The sequence below is a fragment of the Brevibacillus sp. MER 51 genome (assembly GCF_023714195.1).
Lineage (GTDB): Bacteria > Bacillota > Bacilli > Brevibacillales > Brevibacillaceae > Brevibacillus.
The window spans coordinates 1-15,447 of the sequence record NZ_JAMAUS010000011.1 but is presented as its reverse complement, the minus strand read 5'-3'; the positions used below and the strand labels follow the sequence as shown (position 1 = coordinate 15,447).

Annotated in this window: 22 protein-coding genes, 1 tRNA gene and 1 riboswitch; of the genes, 7 read left to right on the top strand and 16 right to left on the bottom strand. The window is 45.7% G+C overall.

Annotated elements, in window-relative coordinates; translation table 11 throughout:
• Positions 1-14: 14 nt before the first annotated feature.
• Together M3630_RS21590 and lepB are read right to left on the bottom strand one after the other, a co-directional pair.
• Positions 15-353 (bottom strand): YmaF family protein, encoded by a 339-nt coding sequence (locus tag M3630_RS21590; RefSeq protein ID WP_251253463.1) that lies wholly within the window; start codon positions 351-353, stop codon positions 15-17.
• A gap of 125 nt (positions 354-478) precedes the next feature.
• Positions 479-1,042: a signal peptidase I gene (gene lepB, locus M3630_RS21585; RefSeq protein WP_251253462.1), complete on the bottom strand. Its 564-nt coding sequence runs from the start codon at positions 1,040-1,042 to the stop codon at positions 479-481.
• Between the two features lie 87 nt (positions 1,043-1,129).
• On the opposite strand from lepB, the gene M3630_RS21580 reads away from it, so the two are divergent.
• Positions 1,130-1,270, top strand: coding sequence for a hypothetical protein (locus tag M3630_RS21580; protein WP_251253461.1), 141 nt, complete (start codon positions 1,130-1,132; stop codon positions 1,268-1,270).
• 233 nt (positions 1,271-1,503) lie between these two features.
• Here M3630_RS21580 and M3630_RS21575 read toward each other — a convergent pair whose 3' ends face one another.
• From M3630_RS21575 to queC, 10 genes are all read right to left on the bottom strand, one after another.
• A complete protein-coding gene (locus M3630_RS21575; RefSeq protein ID WP_251253599.1) occupies positions 1,504-1,974 on the bottom strand; it encodes a GNAT family N-acetyltransferase in 471 nt (156 codons plus the stop codon).
• Between the two features lie 26 nt (positions 1,975-2,000).
• The gene (locus tag M3630_RS21570) at positions 2,001-2,180 is read right to left on the bottom strand and encodes a hypothetical protein (RefSeq protein ID WP_173610220.1); all 180 of its coding nucleotides are present in this window, start codon (positions 2,178-2,180) and stop codon (positions 2,001-2,003) included.
• 179 nt (positions 2,181-2,359) lie between these two features.
• Positions 2,360-2,716 carry a group I truncated hemoglobin gene (locus M3630_RS21565; protein ID WP_251253460.1) on the bottom strand — a complete coding sequence of 119 codons (357 nt, stop codon included), beginning with the start codon at positions 2,714-2,716 and terminating at the stop codon, positions 2,360-2,362.
• 142 nt (positions 2,717-2,858) lie between these two features.
• Positions 2,859-3,536 carry a hypothetical protein gene (locus tag M3630_RS21560; RefSeq protein WP_251253459.1) on the bottom strand — a complete coding sequence of 226 codons (678 nt, stop codon included), beginning with the start codon at positions 3,534-3,536 and terminating at the stop codon, positions 2,859-2,861.
• 229 nt (positions 3,537-3,765) lie between these two features.
• Positions 3,766-4,131, bottom strand: a complete 366-nt coding sequence (locus tag M3630_RS21555) for an HsmA family protein (protein WP_251253458.1) — start codon at positions 4,129-4,131, stop codon at positions 3,766-3,768.
• Between the two features lie 131 nt (positions 4,132-4,262).
• The gene (locus M3630_RS21550) at positions 4,263-4,466 is read right to left on the bottom strand and encodes a hypothetical protein (RefSeq protein WP_016738696.1); all 204 of its coding nucleotides are present in this window, start codon (positions 4,464-4,466) and stop codon (positions 4,263-4,265) included.
• Positions 4,467-4,604: 138 nt separating this feature from the next.
• A complete protein-coding gene (queF, locus tag M3630_RS21545; RefSeq protein WP_007729714.1) occupies positions 4,605-5,102 on the bottom strand; it encodes a preQ(1) synthase in 498 nt (165 codons plus the stop codon).
• A 39-nt stretch (positions 5,103-5,141) separates the two neighbouring features.
• Positions 5,142-5,861: a 7-carboxy-7-deazaguanine synthase QueE gene (gene queE / locus M3630_RS21540; protein ID WP_251253457.1), complete on the bottom strand. Its 720-nt coding sequence runs from the start codon at positions 5,859-5,861 to the stop codon at positions 5,142-5,144.
• On the bottom strand, positions 5,858-6,346 hold the full coding sequence (queD, locus tag M3630_RS21535; protein WP_251253456.1) for a 6-carboxytetrahydropterin synthase QueD: 489 nt from the start codon (positions 6,344-6,346) through the stop codon (positions 5,858-5,860). The genes queE and queD overlap by 4 nt, the downstream gene beginning before the upstream one ends.
• The gene (gene queC / locus M3630_RS21530) at positions 6,346-7,014 is read right to left on the bottom strand and encodes a 7-cyano-7-deazaguanine synthase QueC (RefSeq protein ID WP_173610257.1); all 669 of its coding nucleotides are present in this window, start codon (positions 7,012-7,014) and stop codon (positions 6,346-6,348) included. The genes queD and queC overlap by 1 nt, the downstream gene beginning before the upstream one ends.
• Before the next feature lie 95 nt (positions 7,015-7,109).
• A riboswitch (PreQ1 riboswitch) is annotated at positions 7,110-7,153 on the bottom strand.
• Positions 7,154-7,325: 172 nt separating this feature from the next.
• Here queC and M3630_RS21525 point away from each other — a divergent pair.
• Both M3630_RS21525 and M3630_RS21520 read left to right on the top strand, forming a co-directional pair.
• On the top strand, positions 7,326-8,333 hold the full coding sequence (locus M3630_RS21525; protein WP_251253598.1) for an asparaginase: 1,008 nt from the start codon (positions 7,326-7,328) through the stop codon (positions 8,331-8,333).
• 18 nt (positions 8,334-8,351) lie between these two features.
• Positions 8,352-9,032 carry a copper homeostasis protein CutC gene (locus tag M3630_RS21520; protein WP_251253455.1) on the top strand — a complete coding sequence of 227 codons (681 nt, stop codon included), beginning with the start codon at positions 8,352-8,354 and terminating at the stop codon, positions 9,030-9,032.
• Between the two features lie 20 nt (positions 9,033-9,052).
• On the opposite strand, the gene M3630_RS21515 is transcribed toward M3630_RS21520, so the two are convergent.
• A complete protein-coding gene (locus M3630_RS21515; protein WP_251253454.1) occupies positions 9,053-10,165 on the bottom strand; it encodes a GerAB/ArcD/ProY family transporter in 1,113 nt (370 codons plus the stop codon).
• A 166-nt stretch (positions 10,166-10,331) separates the two neighbouring features.
• Between M3630_RS21515 and M3630_RS21510 the strand changes: the two genes are divergently transcribed.
• The gene (locus M3630_RS21510; protein ID WP_251253453.1) at positions 10,332-11,138 is read left to right on the top strand and encodes a serine hydrolase; all 807 of its coding nucleotides are present in this window, start codon (positions 10,332-10,334) and stop codon (positions 11,136-11,138) included.
• Positions 11,139-11,151: 13 nt separating this feature from the next.
• On the opposite strand, the gene M3630_RS21505 is transcribed toward M3630_RS21510, so the two are convergent.
• Together M3630_RS21505 and M3630_RS21500 are read right to left on the bottom strand one after the other, a co-directional pair.
• Positions 11,152-12,096 carry an aldo/keto reductase gene (locus M3630_RS21505; RefSeq protein WP_251253597.1) on the bottom strand — a complete coding sequence of 315 codons (945 nt, stop codon included), beginning with the start codon at positions 12,094-12,096 and terminating at the stop codon, positions 11,152-11,154.
• A 75-nt stretch (positions 12,097-12,171) separates the two neighbouring features.
• Positions 12,172-12,531, bottom strand: coding sequence for a winged helix-turn-helix transcriptional regulator (locus tag M3630_RS21500; protein ID WP_173610230.1), 360 nt, complete (start codon positions 12,529-12,531; stop codon positions 12,172-12,174).
• 174 nt (positions 12,532-12,705) lie between these two features.
• Between M3630_RS21500 and M3630_RS21495 the strand changes: the two genes are divergently transcribed.
• On the top strand, positions 12,706-13,548 hold the full coding sequence (locus M3630_RS21495; RefSeq protein WP_173610231.1) for an aldo/keto reductase: 843 nt from the start codon (positions 12,706-12,708) through the stop codon (positions 13,546-13,548).
• Between the two features lie 70 nt (positions 13,549-13,618).
• Here M3630_RS21495 and M3630_RS21490 read toward each other — a convergent pair whose 3' ends face one another.
• A complete protein-coding gene (locus M3630_RS21490; protein WP_221868005.1) occupies positions 13,619-13,915 on the bottom strand; it encodes a Fur family transcriptional regulator in 297 nt (98 codons plus the stop codon).
• Between the two features lie 241 nt (positions 13,916-14,156).
• On the opposite strand from M3630_RS21490, the gene M3630_RS21485 reads away from it, so the two are divergent.
• Together M3630_RS21485 and M3630_RS21480 are read left to right on the top strand one after the other, a co-directional pair.
• Positions 14,157-15,026, top strand: a complete 870-nt coding sequence (locus M3630_RS21485; RefSeq protein WP_221868006.1) for a YitT family protein — start codon at positions 14,157-14,159, stop codon at positions 15,024-15,026.
• A 176-nt stretch (positions 15,027-15,202) separates the two neighbouring features.
• Positions 15,203-15,278 (top strand) — tRNA-Thr (locus tag M3630_RS21480).
• Positions 15,279-15,447: the final 169 nt, after the last annotated feature.

Genomic DNA, 15,447 nt, shown 5'->3' with positions numbered 1-15,447 from the left:
ACAGCCTTTTTCGCTTAAGATAGGGCCTCACTGGTTACACCCCGGTAATAATGAGTGTGCCGGTCATCATAAGTGGTTTGCCCTGAAAACTCGTGGTAATGACTTCCGTCTGGCAACGGAATAGGCGGACTCGTCCATCCCCTGTAGTGATGCACATGTCCATCATCAAACGTGGTGGTACCTTCGTAGTAATGGACGTGCCGATCTCTCATTCCTTCTGGGGGCGATGTTCTGCCACGTATTCGGTGACGATGATGATCCGAAATGCTTGTTAGTGTGTCATACCCGTGAAAATGCCCGGGCCGATCGGCAAATCGAATAAAGCGTAATGAATGAGAGTGCCGAGAGCTCACAATAAACGCCCCTTTGTATGCATTTATCACTAGTAAATGCGTTTGTCAGGCGTTTCGAAACGGACATTCGTCTATGCGTTGAAAAAGAACGAGAGCCTTCCTCATTGAAAAAGGCTCTCGTCTGATTAAAACAGTTTTTTCCCCATGATATGGTCGAGTGGAATCACGCCAATGACTCTACTATCATCGCTATTGTTACGATTATCTCCCATCACAAACACATGATTTTCTGGTATGACGATTTTGGCATCAGGTACATCGACCATTTTTTCTTTTATGTACGGCTCGTTTAACGGCTGTCCATTCCGATATAGGCTCTCGTTCTTAAACTCCAAAGTATCACCAGGTTTGCCGATGACCCTTTTTACCCAGAATGTTTTGGCTTCTTTTTTCCCCATGGCGAGCATGAGCAGAGGATTTTCAAGAACGTCATCTTTTAACGTACGATCTCGGTTTACACGGCTGTCGATCACGACAATGTCGTTGTACTCAGGGAGATAAGAGAATGTGTGGGACAATTTCGACACGTATATGCGTTCGTCGTTTTGCAGTGTAGGCTCCATCGATTGTCCATTCACTTTAAAAGGTTGGAGGACAAATATGTTAACTAGCATCGCGAGTGAAAGGGAGATACCCAATGTTTTGGTCCAGCCCCATATTTCTTTTGCGCTTTTCAAATCAGACCGCATCCTTCCACGTGAAAGATTACTTTGGTGTGGCTATTGGTTAGTACGTGAAACGGTGCTTTTTGGTTACGTAAATGAAGAGAGAAGCTTGTGAAACAAAAGGAATTAAGCAAAAAAGCTGAAAAAGATGACAGCAAAAATGCCACTGGGAACAGAGGCGAGCAGGAAATAAAAGGTCCATTTCCATCTGCTTTTATAATCTTGCACTTCATGTTCTTTGTAATAGGCTGAAGGGGAGCTAAGGGCGTTATAAACCATTAGTCCAGCTAGTGTAAGGAGACCAAATGCAAGGTACTCGGCATAATTGCCCGCTTGATCGATGTTCCCAGTCGTTATCGCTATGATCAAACATAGAATCTGCAAAGCCGTGCCAAAACCAAGTGCTTTAAGAATGAGAACCACCTGCTGTTTTTGGGATAATTTAACTGTAATTACGTGAAAAAGGTAAAAAGGTTTCAATGAGATTAAATCTTCTTAACAAAAGTAACCCGGTCGTTTCCTTTTCCATCGTAATTAGAAGTGACATCGATCCCATCCACCATGCTATCTCCTTTTTCAACTGCAAAACCTAGCTTGGTGTGGAAGGAGATTGAGCCTTTATTAACAGGAGAAGTAATACATCGAATCGTATCGCATCCTTTTTGTTTTACGGTTTGAAAGAAATGGTGGTATAATTCGCGCCCCCATCCATCTTTTCGCTTGTCGGGATGCACACCAACGAAGTGAATGTAAGCTTCGCCGGGCAACGTCTGGGACAAGAAGCCGATGAGGAAAGCGATGACTTCTCCATTCTCTTCAACAATAAAGCTCGTTGACTGGAAATGGATAAAAAACAGCTTGGGTAACATATCAGACATTTGTCGCCCACCCCACCAATCGTTGAGGACCGTAATAACTTTGAGGTAGTCTTGCTCTTGCACATTTCGAATTTGCAACATGATTGCCTCCTAATCAATATGCCTCACTGAGACAAGTCTTTCTGCTCAGGCAGTTTTTCCCAGACTACAATGATTAACGTTGCGATAGGGCCAATAAATAAAGAGAGAAAAAACCAGTTAAGACCGCTACGGTTTTTTCCTTGAGCTAGTCCAGCGTTGATGAGGGCCAATGTACCCCAACCAACAAAATATTGATCTTCCATTTGCGAATCTGCCTCCATTGTTGAAATATTGCTCCTATTATATAGAGTTGCTAAGAGTTTTACAAAATGTGTATGAACAAACTAAAAATGGCCACTCGAAAACGAGGGCCACTGAGAGGAACTGATCCGGGAACGGAAGGGGGTCCCTGAACCATTGCATCAGGCGCTTTGATACGCGGTTATTTATACAAAATATCATCCCGTAGTGATCCTACTTTGCCGAGAGCATCGGCAATATCTTCTTCGCTTACACCAAAGTGAGTCAAGGCCTCACGCAGATGCCCAACGATAGCATCAAAATGAACGGGTTGCAGATTCATTCCTTCGTGAGCCTTTGCCATGGACTGGCCAGAATATTGATTCGGACCACCGAGGGCATAGCTGATGAACTTTGTTTGGTGTTTACGCTGTTTTTCCATATCGGTGTCTTTGAAAAAGTGGTTCACGGTGTCATCAGCTAAGACCAAATCATAAAAGTAGTCCACTACTTTTGCGACCGTATCTTCGCCACCATATTTCTCGTAAAACGTGCTCATTATTGGCCTCCTTAGGACGTTTGCTTCTCTTATATATTCCTCCATTGATGGAAACTTATGAGTAAAGAAAAGCCCACAAGCTGATGCCGATTGCATTTCGACGTCAGCCTGCGGACTAGATATATGCCCTGTGCGCTTTGTTTTAGCCCACTTTCCTGATCACTTTCCTATTTCCACCCGAACTGATAATGATCCATCCTTCAGGAACAGGCGAGGCTTGGAGTACCTCAATCTGTGTTCCGTTAGGAGCACCATTGATATTTCTGATCACATTCGATCCTCCATAGGTTCGAACCATGATCCATCCTTTTGGGATAGGAGAAGCGAGCATCACTTCTACCTCCGTGCCGTACGAAGCACCATTAACATTTCTGATTACATTCGATCCTCCAAAGGCTCGAACCATGACCCATCCTTCAGGAATAGGCGAGGCGAGCATCACCTCTATCTCCGTACCATAAGAAGCACCGTTCATATTCTTGATTACATTCGATCCTCGAAAGGCTCGAACCATGACCCATCCTTTTGGGATAGGCGAAGCTAGCAGCACCTCTACCTCCGTGCCATAAGAAGCACCGTTCATATTCTTGATCAGGTTCTGCGTTCCTAAAGTTCTAACGATAACCCATCCGGCTGGAATAGGTGAGGTAAGCGACACCCAGATTTCTTCACCAGATATGGCGTTTCTGATTTTTTTATTGGAAGCGTAGGTGGTTACCTTTTCCTGTGTAGGGAGCGCTGCCCCTTGGACTTGTGTGGCTAGAGAGGGGACTACGACGACTGAACTTAATGACAGGATAATAAGTGCTTTTTTAAACATGATCATCAACCTTTCTGAAATGGTGAATGTTGTTTAGAAAACGATCATCGAGCCATAGTTAAAAGGTGTATATTTCTAAAAATACTAATTTATTACATTTTATACGATTATCGTTCCGATTACTCTAGGAGATATTGTCGAATGGTAGAAAAGCAAAAGACCCTCTCATCGGTTGAGAGGGTTGAGGAAGGTTAGATTGTTCGACCTTGGAGCGTAATTGAGAGTATCCCTATTTCATAAAGCTTAAAGCGACGCCGATAGAATAAGGTACTAGCCATAAAATCCATACGATCAAGCTAAATTTATGAAACTGCTTGATTTGATGTTCTTTCTTTTTCCATAGGACGACACAGGCCCACACTGTATGGAAAAACATCAAGATCAGAGCGATCAACCCAGTAATGCCATGCAAATTTAAACTGGAATTCTCAGCAAGCAATTTCATAAACGTAGTTCCGATCGTATCGAATGCTAAGCCAAGACCGAAAAAGATAAGGTGTCTTAACTTTAGCTCTCCTGAACGTTTTTCGCTCCATACCCCAATCGTATAGGCAATGAGAGCAAGATTTATAAAAATCACGGCTGCTGCTAACAAGTAAGATCATCTCCTGTTCATTTCTTTTGACTACGCTTGTAAGTGTAATCGTTGAACATGAACATAAGATGAACGACCGTGTAGATGGAGGTACCGATGCCCCTCACATGAGGAGCACCAGTACTGCAAAGCTAGTTGTCTAGGTGCGATGGACCATCTGCATGAAACAAGTGTCTCAAGATCGCTTGACTCACTTCGGTCACTGGTTCAAAAACAAAAGCAACCAGATGTTCATGTGGCTCCAGATAGTAATTCCTGTAGCCGAGCTGAATCAACTCCCGATTGAGTCGCGCTGCATCTTCGAAACTCGCATAGAAATACAGATGCTTGGTCATGGTAATCACCTCCTTCCGCACTAAAACGTAGCAGAAGGAGTAGAATCACACCAACGATCAAGACCTTAATTACCTATTGGAAATGGAAAAAACCCTTATTGTAAATAAGGGTTTTTCTGTGTTCACAGCAATCACTCTCTACCGATTGTCGACTTTCTCCGGATACATATCATGATTCATCATCCGATGGCTCGCCATCTCCTCGTACTTCGTCCCCGGTTTCCCGTAGTTGCAATACGGATCGATCGAGATGCCGCCGCGCGGAGTGAACTTGCCCCATACCTCGATGTAGCGCGGGTCCATCAGCTTGATCAAATCGTTCATGATAACGTTGACGCAATCCTCGTGGAAATCGCCGTGATTGCGGAAGCTGAACAAGTACAGCTTGAGCGATTTGCTCTCTACCATTTTGATGTCAGGAATGTAGCTGATATAGATTGTCGCAAAGTCTGGTTGTCCGGTAATCGGGCACAGGCTAGTGAATTCCGGGCAGTTGAATTTTACAAAATAATCGCGGTACGGATGCTTGTTGTCAAAAGACTCCAATACGCTCGGGTCATAGGAGTAGTTGTACGTTGTCCCTTGATTCCCCAAAAGAGTGAGGGAGGATAAATCGCGTTCTTGTTGATGTGCCATATGAGTACAGTCCTCTTTTCTTAGATAGTAAAATATCGTTTAAACGCCTCGTTTATTGCCCCAGACAAGCGCATGCAGTTGGGGCAGAACCTTCGCGTCATTCATGTCAGGTGTCGCCATCGCCTGATCGATCAGCCATTCAAAACTCTCCAAAAGCTTATCCCGAAGCCGAGGCGTATCAACGTCCGTCAGATCATTGTTTCCTGGCTGCAAGTAGAAGGGAACCTCTGGAAAACGCTGATGAATAGTGCGTGCATAGGCAAAGTCGGCGTCGTCGAAAACCACCACTTTCAGGCTAAGTCCTGGATGTTTTTGTTCCAAAAGCTCGTGTACAATTCGATCAAGCGCCTGAAAATCTGTTTCCATCCCGGAACTGGGCGGCTTCGGTGAAATCGTAATGTCGTCTATCTGAGGAAGCCACGCTTGCCACTTGCTGCCTTGTGTTTCGACTGCTGTGCGAATGCCATGCTCTTTCAAAAGGGCGATTAAGTCACCGATGCCAGCCAAAAGCGCAGGATTTCCCCCAGAGATCGTGACATGAGAAAAACGGTCCCCGCCTAAGCGAGTGAGCTCCTCCCAGACCGCCTCGGGCGACATTTGCCGGATTTCATCACGGGCAGATCCATCCCATGTAAAAGCGGAGTCGCACCAGTTGCAACGATAGTCACAGCCAGCTATTCGCACAAACATCGTTTTTTGTCCGATAACCATTCCTTCGCCCTGAATCGTAGGGCCGAATATTTCCAAGACCGGGATCATTCCGTCATCCACTCCCGTCTTGCCTCAGCATAGCTGGTCGGTGTCTCGAACAGGCGAACGAACTCCACACGAGCGCCATTGTAGCGGTCGTGGTAGGCATCTGACTGCAATTGCTTTTCCATCTCTTCAAAAATCCACACGACCATGTTTTCGGCAGTGGTATTCATCGGTGGGAGCATTTCATTCAGATAGCGGTGATCCAAATAGATTTCGATGTGCTCTTTCCAGATTTGCTTGATGTCGCCGAAGTCGATCACGAGTCCAATCTCATCCGGAAAACCGCTAATGCCGAAGACGACCGTGTACGTATGGCCGTGGAGATTTTTACACTTTCCTTCATAGGCGTGCAGATGATGTGCAGCGTCAAAAGTAAATTCCTTGCTTACCAAAACGCGTTTATTATGGTAGCGAAGCTGTGATTTTTGAATATGGGTACCCAGTGCCTGCATGCGATCGACGATACGAAAATCAAAGTTCGCGCTCATCAGGCTTGTTCTCCAGGTTGATTTTTCTCGGAAAGATACGTGTCTAGTCCGGCTTTTCGCAGGTGGCAGGCAGGGCATTCGCCGCAGCCGTCTCCTTTGATGCCGTTATAGCAGGTGAGGGTATTTTCGCGAATATAAGAGAAGGCACCCAGATCGTCCGCCAGTTTCCACGTTTGTGCTTTGTTCAGCCACATCAGCGGCGTATGAATCACAAACGGATAGTCCATCGACAAATTCAATGTCACATTGAGTGATTTGATAAAGGCGTCACGGCAGTCGGGATAACCGCTAAAATCCGTTTCGCATACACCGGTAATCAAGTGACGTGCTCCTCGTTGCTTGGCGAAAACGCCCGCAAAGGAAAGGAACAACAGGTTGCGTCCGTCAACGAACGTGGATGGCAATTGGCCTTCTTCCTGGGTAATGTCAATATCTGTGCGGGTGAGTGCATTGGGCGCGAGCTGGTTTAACAGGCTCATGTCCAATACGGAGTTTTTGACGCCGAGTTCTGCGGCAATTTGCTGGGCGCACTCGATCTCCAGCTTGTGTCGCTGCCCGTAGTCAAACGTGAGGGTTTCTACTTCGCCGAATTGCTCTTTCGCCCAAAACAGGCAGGTAGTGCTGTCCTGACCTCCGCTAAAGACGACAACGGCTTTTTCCTTTTTCATCATTGCTCTCCATCTCCTTTTGAAGTATCGAAGAAAGAGAGTTCTTGAACTTTCCTGCAAAAAAACAATAACAATACCAAAGAAAGGTACTGTTATCCGGCTTAGTTTTTTATAGAGGGAGTTCGCGAACCTCTCCCGTGCAGATGCACGGATTTCTTATTTGTGCAGCCCAAGTGGGTGCCTTGAGACATTATACAACAATCAGCGCCGAAGTGGGGGATTATCGATTGGAAAAAGATTGACGGATGGAGGGTGCTACTGCTAGTGTTTTTTTCATAATCGATCAACATGGAGTGGAGCGGGTAATTTTGATGAGAGACGTCCCATTAGTGGAAGAATATCGCGGTGGCATTCTGGAGAACGTACATAACGGCATCGTGTGTGGCGTGAATGAAAAAGGAGAGGTGGCTTATCGGGCGGGCGACGTGAATCATATCACCTTATTGCGCTCAGCAGCTAAGCCCTTTCAAGCCATTCCCATTGCCAAACGTAAAATTGATGAAAAATTCGGACTGAATAACAGCGAAGCAGCACTCTTTGCGGCCTCACATCGTGGTGAAGTCTATCATATGGAAGGCTTGGAGTCGATTTTACGAAAGACCGGCATTCAGGAAGACGAATTGCTAACTTGCCCGACATATCCGCTCAACGAGGAGCCGAAGTCTAATTGCTTGTCCCAAGGCATAGAAAAGCGTAGGCTCTTTCATAACTGTGCGGGAAAGCATTTGGGGTACTTGGCATTGTCGAAGGATCAAGGATATTCCACTTATGATTACTTCAAGGCAGAGCATCCAGCGCAACAGGAGGCATTGAAGGTGTTTGCCGACCTGGCTGACTATCCGAAAGAGCAGGTTCAGCTAAGCGTAGACGGCTGTGGCTTCCCGGTTTTTGCGCTGCCGCTCAAGAACCTGGCGATCGCATATCTAAAGCTGGCGTGCCCGGATCTGATCGAGGATCACGAGACGCGTGAGGCAGTAGAGAGAGTCACGGGTTGGATGACTAGCAGTCCCGAGATCATAGCCAGTCACAACTTCGTCTGTACAGCGCTTTTAATGGATGAAAATATAATCGCCAAAGGCGGAGCGATGGGCGTATACGGCTTTGCTTTGAAAAAAGAGAGACTCAGCTTCTCGCTTAAGGTACTGAATGGCTCTGAATTAGTATGGCCGCTTATTATCGCATCGATCTTGGAGCAGATTCAGTATGAAAATCTGGAAACCATCGACCGACTGCATGCGCTGGCGCCAAAAGCCATTAAAAACGACAATCAGTTGGTGGTTGGGGAGAAACGACCAGTTTTTGTTTTGAACAAATGCTAAAAACGGAGGCGAAGAATCATGCTAGTGGAAGTGATTGCGACTTCAGTTGAGGATGCAAAGCGTGCAGAGCAAGGCGGGGCTGACAGATTGGAGCTCATCTCGGGAATTTTGGAGGGAGGTATTACTCCGAGCTGGGGATTGATTGAGGCAGTGGTCAAGGCGGTTTCTATCCCGGTAAACGTCATGGTACGACCGCATAGCCAATCGTTTTGCTATACAGCAGAAGAACTTGCGGTCATGCGACAGGATGTACGTATCATCCGTGAACTTGGCGCTACAGGTGTCGTATTCGGCATGCTGACTCCAGAATATAAGCTCGATCAGCGGGGGTTGGAGCTGTTGCTTGGAGAGTCAGGTGCGTTGAATGTGACGTTCCATCGTGCGTTTGATGATGCTGTGGATCAAATCGAAGCAGCGCGTATTCTCATGGAATATCCCCAAGTCCGTACCATTCTTACTTCTGGGGGCAAAAAAACGGCTGTTGAGGGAGCTGATTGCATCGAGCAGCTCGTCAAGCTGACAGAGAACACACAACTCACGATTTTGGCAGGAACCGGATTGTCGCTGGCTAACGTGGGAGACCTCGTGAAACGTACGGGTGTCAAAGAGGTTCATTTTGGATCAGCAGTACGAGAAGAAGGACAGGCTCTCCGATACGTCGATGCAGAGCGGGTGGCAGCCATCAAACAACTACTGTAAGCATAAAACAAGCCGACACCTTACTTCTGGAGGGGAGTCGGCTTGTTGTTCATTTGCTTTCGTATCCAGTAACCGACGAGGAGAATCAGCGGATACAAGAACCCTATTGTTAAATCAAAGAACGGCCAGTACGTATACGTTTCGTATAAAAAAGCTTCGTTTGGAACGATGATAATCGCGATGGCGACAAATAAGATGCATATGGGCAAGGTGAGCGGCTGATGCTCCTTTAAATGGAGAAGCTGCTTTATACCTACACAGAAACCATACATATACAGTACGACTTTGAAATAAATGGAGACAAACCACATGAGAGCCATCATCGCTTCCTGCCTTTGAAAGAACTCTCCTACTTGGACTCGTTTGGCGAGGGAGTAGCTCGGAAAAGTCTCACGAGAAACCAATTCCGGGCCGAGTACCAATAGTGATAAAAAGATGATGGCAAGCAGACAAACTCCACCGTATATAGCTCCTCGCAAAAAAGCAGACGTGAGCTTTTGCTTTGCATCCAGGAGTGGAGTAATCATGAGGATAATAACCAGCTCCGAGAAGGGAAAAGCGGTCACGGATAATACACCTCTTATGACGGGCTTAAAGCCATTTTCCAAGAAGGGGAAAAGATTCTCGAATTGAAACTGAGGGCTTAACAAAAGAAAAAATGTAACGAACGTAAGGACAAACCAGAGGAAAAAGATTTCGCTGGTACGCGCAAAAGCTTCAAGACCTAATCGAACGGCGTATATGGCGCAGGCAACGAGTAAAAACATGACAGCGTGGATGGGGGTTGCTTTCATTATGTGTGTGGTCATGAATTCTCCGATCGTCCGTATATAGACAGCGCCGTTTATTAATATAGCTCCCAAAAAGAAGAGAGAAAAGAACACGCCGATCCACCGTCCAAATATGAGCTTGTTCTTTTCAATTAGCGTTTGTTCGGGGTAGATGCGACCGACTACACAAAACAAGTATACGATGGCCAGCCCCAGCACCATGCCGATTAATCCTGATAGCCATCCATCGTGACTCGCTTCAGTCGCAGGTACGGAAGGCAAGATCAAGATGGAGTCTCCTATGGTGATGAATGTGACGAGAATGACAAATTGACGGCTGCCAATCTTATCGGAGTTCTGCATGATGCCTCACCTTGTCCGTAGGTTTATCTTACGTATTATTTCCAAATTCAGGATGGATAAACGAACCGCAAGCTGGTACCGTCTCTTGTTCGAATTGTTTTCGCAATAGTATGATAATAGGGAAGCGTCAAGAAACTACGAGCAACGGGAGAAGGGAAGAAAAGCTGTGGAGCTGGAAAAAAGGTTGTCGGCCATTATCGGACAAGCGGAGGGTACTTGGGGCGTCGTTGTGGAGGAACAGGGTTCAGCTAAAGGAATCCGTTTTGAATATGCACCGGACGAGCTGTTTATTGCGGAGAGTGTCATTAAAGTGCCGATCATGGCTGCCGTTTACGCAGCAAGTGAGCAGGGGCATTTTCAATTGGATGATCAGCTTGTTTTACGCCAAGAGGATCTGGTGGGGGGATCGGGGGTGTTGTACGTGCTATCTCCAGGCTTGAAGCTTTCGATTCGCGACTTGGTGACCCTCATGATTATTCAGAGCGACAATACGGCGACAAACATGCTGATTGATTTGGTAGGAAAAGCGCAGATTGATCAGACCATGATTGATTTGGGCATGCGCCAAAGCTGCTATTCACGAAAACTCATGATTTATCCACTTGATATCACAGAAAACAATAAGATAACCGCTGGGGATGTTGCGAGTATGCTAGGTCATTTGGCAACGGGTAGTTATCTGTCTCAGCGTGCCTGCAAAGAGATGATTGCCATTATGAAAAAGCAGCAAGTCCGTAATGGTCTGCCGTCCCAATTGCCAAATGAGAAAGAATCCAATTATCCTGCATGGGAAATGCCGTGTAAATCGGGCTGGGATACCGGAAGACAGCATGATGTAGGCTTGCTGTATACGAACAATCGCTGCTTTTCCATTACGGCCTTATCCAAAGATGTAACCGCTCAATCCGCTCTGAACACACTAGGATTACTGGGAAGAGCTGTGTATGACTACACCATTTTGGCTGTCGATTAGATCGGCAGCTTTTTTACTTGTTGAAGGACAGAACTTGTTTGGAAACCTCATCGATCTCTTGCAATTCTGATGAGGTCAAAGAAAATCGCATGGCTTTGACATTTTCCTTTGCATGATGGACTTTGGACGCGCCTGGAATCGCAAAGACCGTTTCGTCATGAGCGTGGATCAACCAGTTCAAAGCAATTTGTGTAGCGGATGCATCGTATTTGCGTGCAAGCTCCTCCAAGACCGTGATAAGCGGCTGGGATTTTTTGAGTCCGGCGGAACGAAAGGGGGCTGTCCATTTTCGGGGTCCTGTAATGGACTGGACAAGGGCAGGATTTTTATGAAACTTGCCGCTTAGAATCCCTTGCTCAAGCGGAGAATAGGCGATAATTGCAATACCCAACTCTTTTGCTGTATCCAGAATCCCGTTTTGTTCGATTCGTCTGTCCAGCAGGCTGTATTTCACTTGATTGGAGATGAGACGGAGACCATGCTCGCGCAATACGCGATCGGCTTCTCGCATGCTTTTGGCGGAAAAATTGCTGACGCCCACGTTCTGAATCTTGCCTTGCTTGACGAGCTTGGCCATTTCATTCATTTCGCTTGCAACCGAGGACAAGGAGTAGGGCTGGTGGACTTGATGCAAATGGATGGTACGGTTGTCGAGCAAACGAATGCGCTCGTCGATTGTGTTCCCGATGCTTTTGGCGGTGCGCAGTACAGGCCACCATTTCGTCGCAATATGAGCGAAATCGGCTAGTGGGCCGGTGTCGTTTAATGCTTTTGCCAGCATCTGTTCTGATTGACCTTTGCCGTATACTTCTGCCGTATCAAACCAGTTAATGCCCCCATGCAAACTCGTCTGCACAATTTTTAAAACATCGTCAGGTCCAATGACAGGCCAAAACTTCCCCACCATTCCGTGTCCATTGCTGAACTGCCAGCAGCCGAGGCCGAGAGGAGAAAGCATCAGGTCTGAGCTTCCCAATTTTCGCAAGACAGGCGTTTCGATTGCTCCCAAGGCACTCCACCTACTCCCGTTCGATTAACGATTTAAGATACTTTCTTCCAATACAGCATACTTATCGCCGTATTCCTTAATGATATGCTTTTCGCCCCATAAGCAGAGCGAATCGAGAATACTTTTCAAGGTCCAGCCGTACTCGCTGAGCTCATATTCCACTTTTGGCGGAACTTGATTGTAAATGATGCGGTTGATGATGCCATCCTCTTCAAGCTCTCTAAGTTGCTGCGTCAGCATCTTCTGCGTAATGCCCGGCATTAGTCGTTTCAACTCGCTTGTACGTTTTTTTCCGTGAGTCAGGTGACACAAAATAACGCATTTCCATTTACCGCCGATGACCTCAAGTGTAGCTTCCACTGAAATGTTATACTTCTTCTTCATTGTTGATTTCCCCCTGAATGATAGGTACTTATTAGTGCCTATCACACAAAAAAGTGCGTACTTTTCCTTTTCGTTAGTCTATCTCATAATAACACTTGTCAAACGACATGAAGCACATTAGGTGACTGGAAACAGTCATACTAACATAGAGTCCAAGAATGGAGGAGACAAGTTATGCCTAAAAATTTGCAAGATACGACTACACTGTACAATGGAGTAAAAATGCCTTGGTTGGGTCTGGGTGTTTTTAAAGTAGAGGAAGGCCAGGAGCTCGAGCAAGCGGTAAAAACAGCAATCAAGCATGGCTACCGCAGTATCGATACAGCTGCTATTTATAATAATGAAGAAGGTGTTGGCCGTGGAATCCGTGCAGGTTTGCAGGAAGCGGGCATCACTCGAGAAGATCTTTTTGTTACCTCGAAAGTATGGAATGCGGATTTGGGGTATGAATCCACGTTGCAAGCATATGAGACGAGCCTAAAAAAACTCGGACTGGAATACTTGGACTTGTACCTCATTCACTGGCCGGTAGAAGGAAAGTTCAAAGAAGCATGGAGAGCATTAGAGGCGCTGTACAAAAAAGGGTTGGTAAAAGCAATCGGGGTAAGTAATTTCCACGTTCATCATTTAGAGGAACTGCTTAAAGACGCTGAAATTAAGCCGATGGTCAACCAAGTGGAATTCCATCCGCGCTTGTCCCAAGATGAACTGCGTGCTTTCTGCAAGGATCAAGGGATTCAATTTGAAGCATGGTCTCCGCTTATGCAAGGCCAACTATTGGACAATCCAGTACTAAAAGGAATTGCAGAAAAATACGGGAAGTCCATTGCCCAAATCATTATTCGCTGGGATTTGCAAAATGGCGTCGTAACTATTCCAAAGTCGACCAAAGAGCATCGAATCGTCGAGAATGCATCCGTATTTGATTTCGAACTGTCGAAAGAGGACATGGAAATGATTCATGCGTTGAACCAAAATCACCGAGTTGGTCCAGACCCGGATAACTTTGATTTTTAATAGCTGACGGCATACAAAAAAACTCCTGATGACTTCAGGAGTTTTTTGCGTTGTGGAAAAGGAATAGGAATCAAATGACTTCTGGCAACTGAATGTCGTCCATCGTTACCACACATTCAAATTGATTGGGGGAGTCGTGGTGAACATGCTCCTTGAGAATACCCATTTTCACGAAAAAGCGCAGGCTGGTGTAAACGGTTGAGAGTGTGATGTTTGGCATTTCGTTTTTCAAAGCATGATAAACGTCTTTGGCTGTATAGTATTTCTGAGTAGTAAGCATAAGAAGGAGTACGGCTCTTCTTTGGACGGTCAATCTTTTTCCTAGATGCTTGGCTTGTTGTGTGACACTGACAATATGATGATCCATTACAGGTCACCCCGTTCTTAGTTTGTAATAATTACTATATTGTAATTATCTTTTTTATTTTGTGTGCAGTCAACTTTTTCTTTCCATATCTTATCCGGCTCATGGTTTGAGGGTGCATGTTTCTGGGGGATGCGTAAATCTTACATAGAAGGGATGAGGAAATAGGGGTTTTCTTTTCCACCAAAACATGGTAGTGTATGTGCGGATTTTGCTTACGTGATAATGTCAGGAGTGGAACCATGTGGCACGAAAAAGACGAACCGCAATCCAAATGAACAGTCCTCAGCGAAAAATACTCGAATACGGCATGCTGGTTCTAGGATCGCTTGTATTGGCAACTAGCTTCAATTTGTTTCTGAATCCAAACCAAATTGCTTCTGGTGGAGTTTCTGGGCTGTCTACGATTTTGCATAACTTGTTTGGGTTTTCTCCAGCAGTAGTGCAATGGGCATTGAATATTCCTTTGTTTCTATTAGGCTTCAGACTTCTCGATCGGCAATACAGTATGAAGGCGGCGGTTGGTTCGATTGTTCTCCCTTTGTGTGTCATGCTGACCAGTCACCTGCAACCGTTAACCACAAATCTTCTGCTTGCAAGTATTTATGGAGGAATCGGGGTTGGGCTAGGGATTGGTATCGTGTTTCGGGGGAGAGGATCAACGGGTGGCTTTTCAATTGCATCGCAAATCCTCCACAAATACTCAGGAATTAGCTTAGGCGCATGTGTAGCTGTGTTTGATGGGCTAGTGATCTTGTTTGCGGGGATTGTATTCGATCCGGAAAAAGCATTGTATGCACTTATTGCGTTGTTTGTGACCAGCAAGACGATTGATATTGTTCAGATGGGGTGGAATACCTCCAAAGTCGCTTATATCATTTCGAATGAAACAGATACGCTGAGAGAAACCATCTTGTACGATTTGGACCGTGGTGTCACTTTGCTGGATGGTGCAGGTGGATATACCGGAGACGCGCGCAAGGTGCTCATGGCAGTTGTCAGCCAAAGTGAAGTAAGCAAGCTGAAAATTATGGTGCGTTCGGTGGATCCCGATGCATTCATTATTTTGTGCCCTGCTCAGGAAGTGTTGGGAGAGGGTTTTCGAGCGGGATAATATATAGAAGAAAAGAGCAGTGGGGAATCGATCCCACTGCTCTTTTTTTGTTCGATTTTTATTTTGAATGAAATTATTTTAGATTTTCTATTGCATTTAAATTTTATACGTGCTATATTAAATTTCGTGAGCGGGACACACACGAAACGCACACAACGAAAACGAATGAATCAAATGCCGGTGTAGCTCAATTGGTAGAGCACCTGACTTGTAATCAGGGGGTTGTGGGTTCAAGTCCTATCGCCGGCACCACTACAAAATTATGTAGTTGGAAACGGAGCGCTTGATAGCGCGAAATGCTCTTTGAAAACTGAACAGCGAAAGCGTTAATGAGTCTATCATTAAATGATTTGCCAGCTTTGAACCAGTAACAAACTTTATTGGAGAGTTTGATCCTGGCTCAGGACGAACGCTGGCGGCG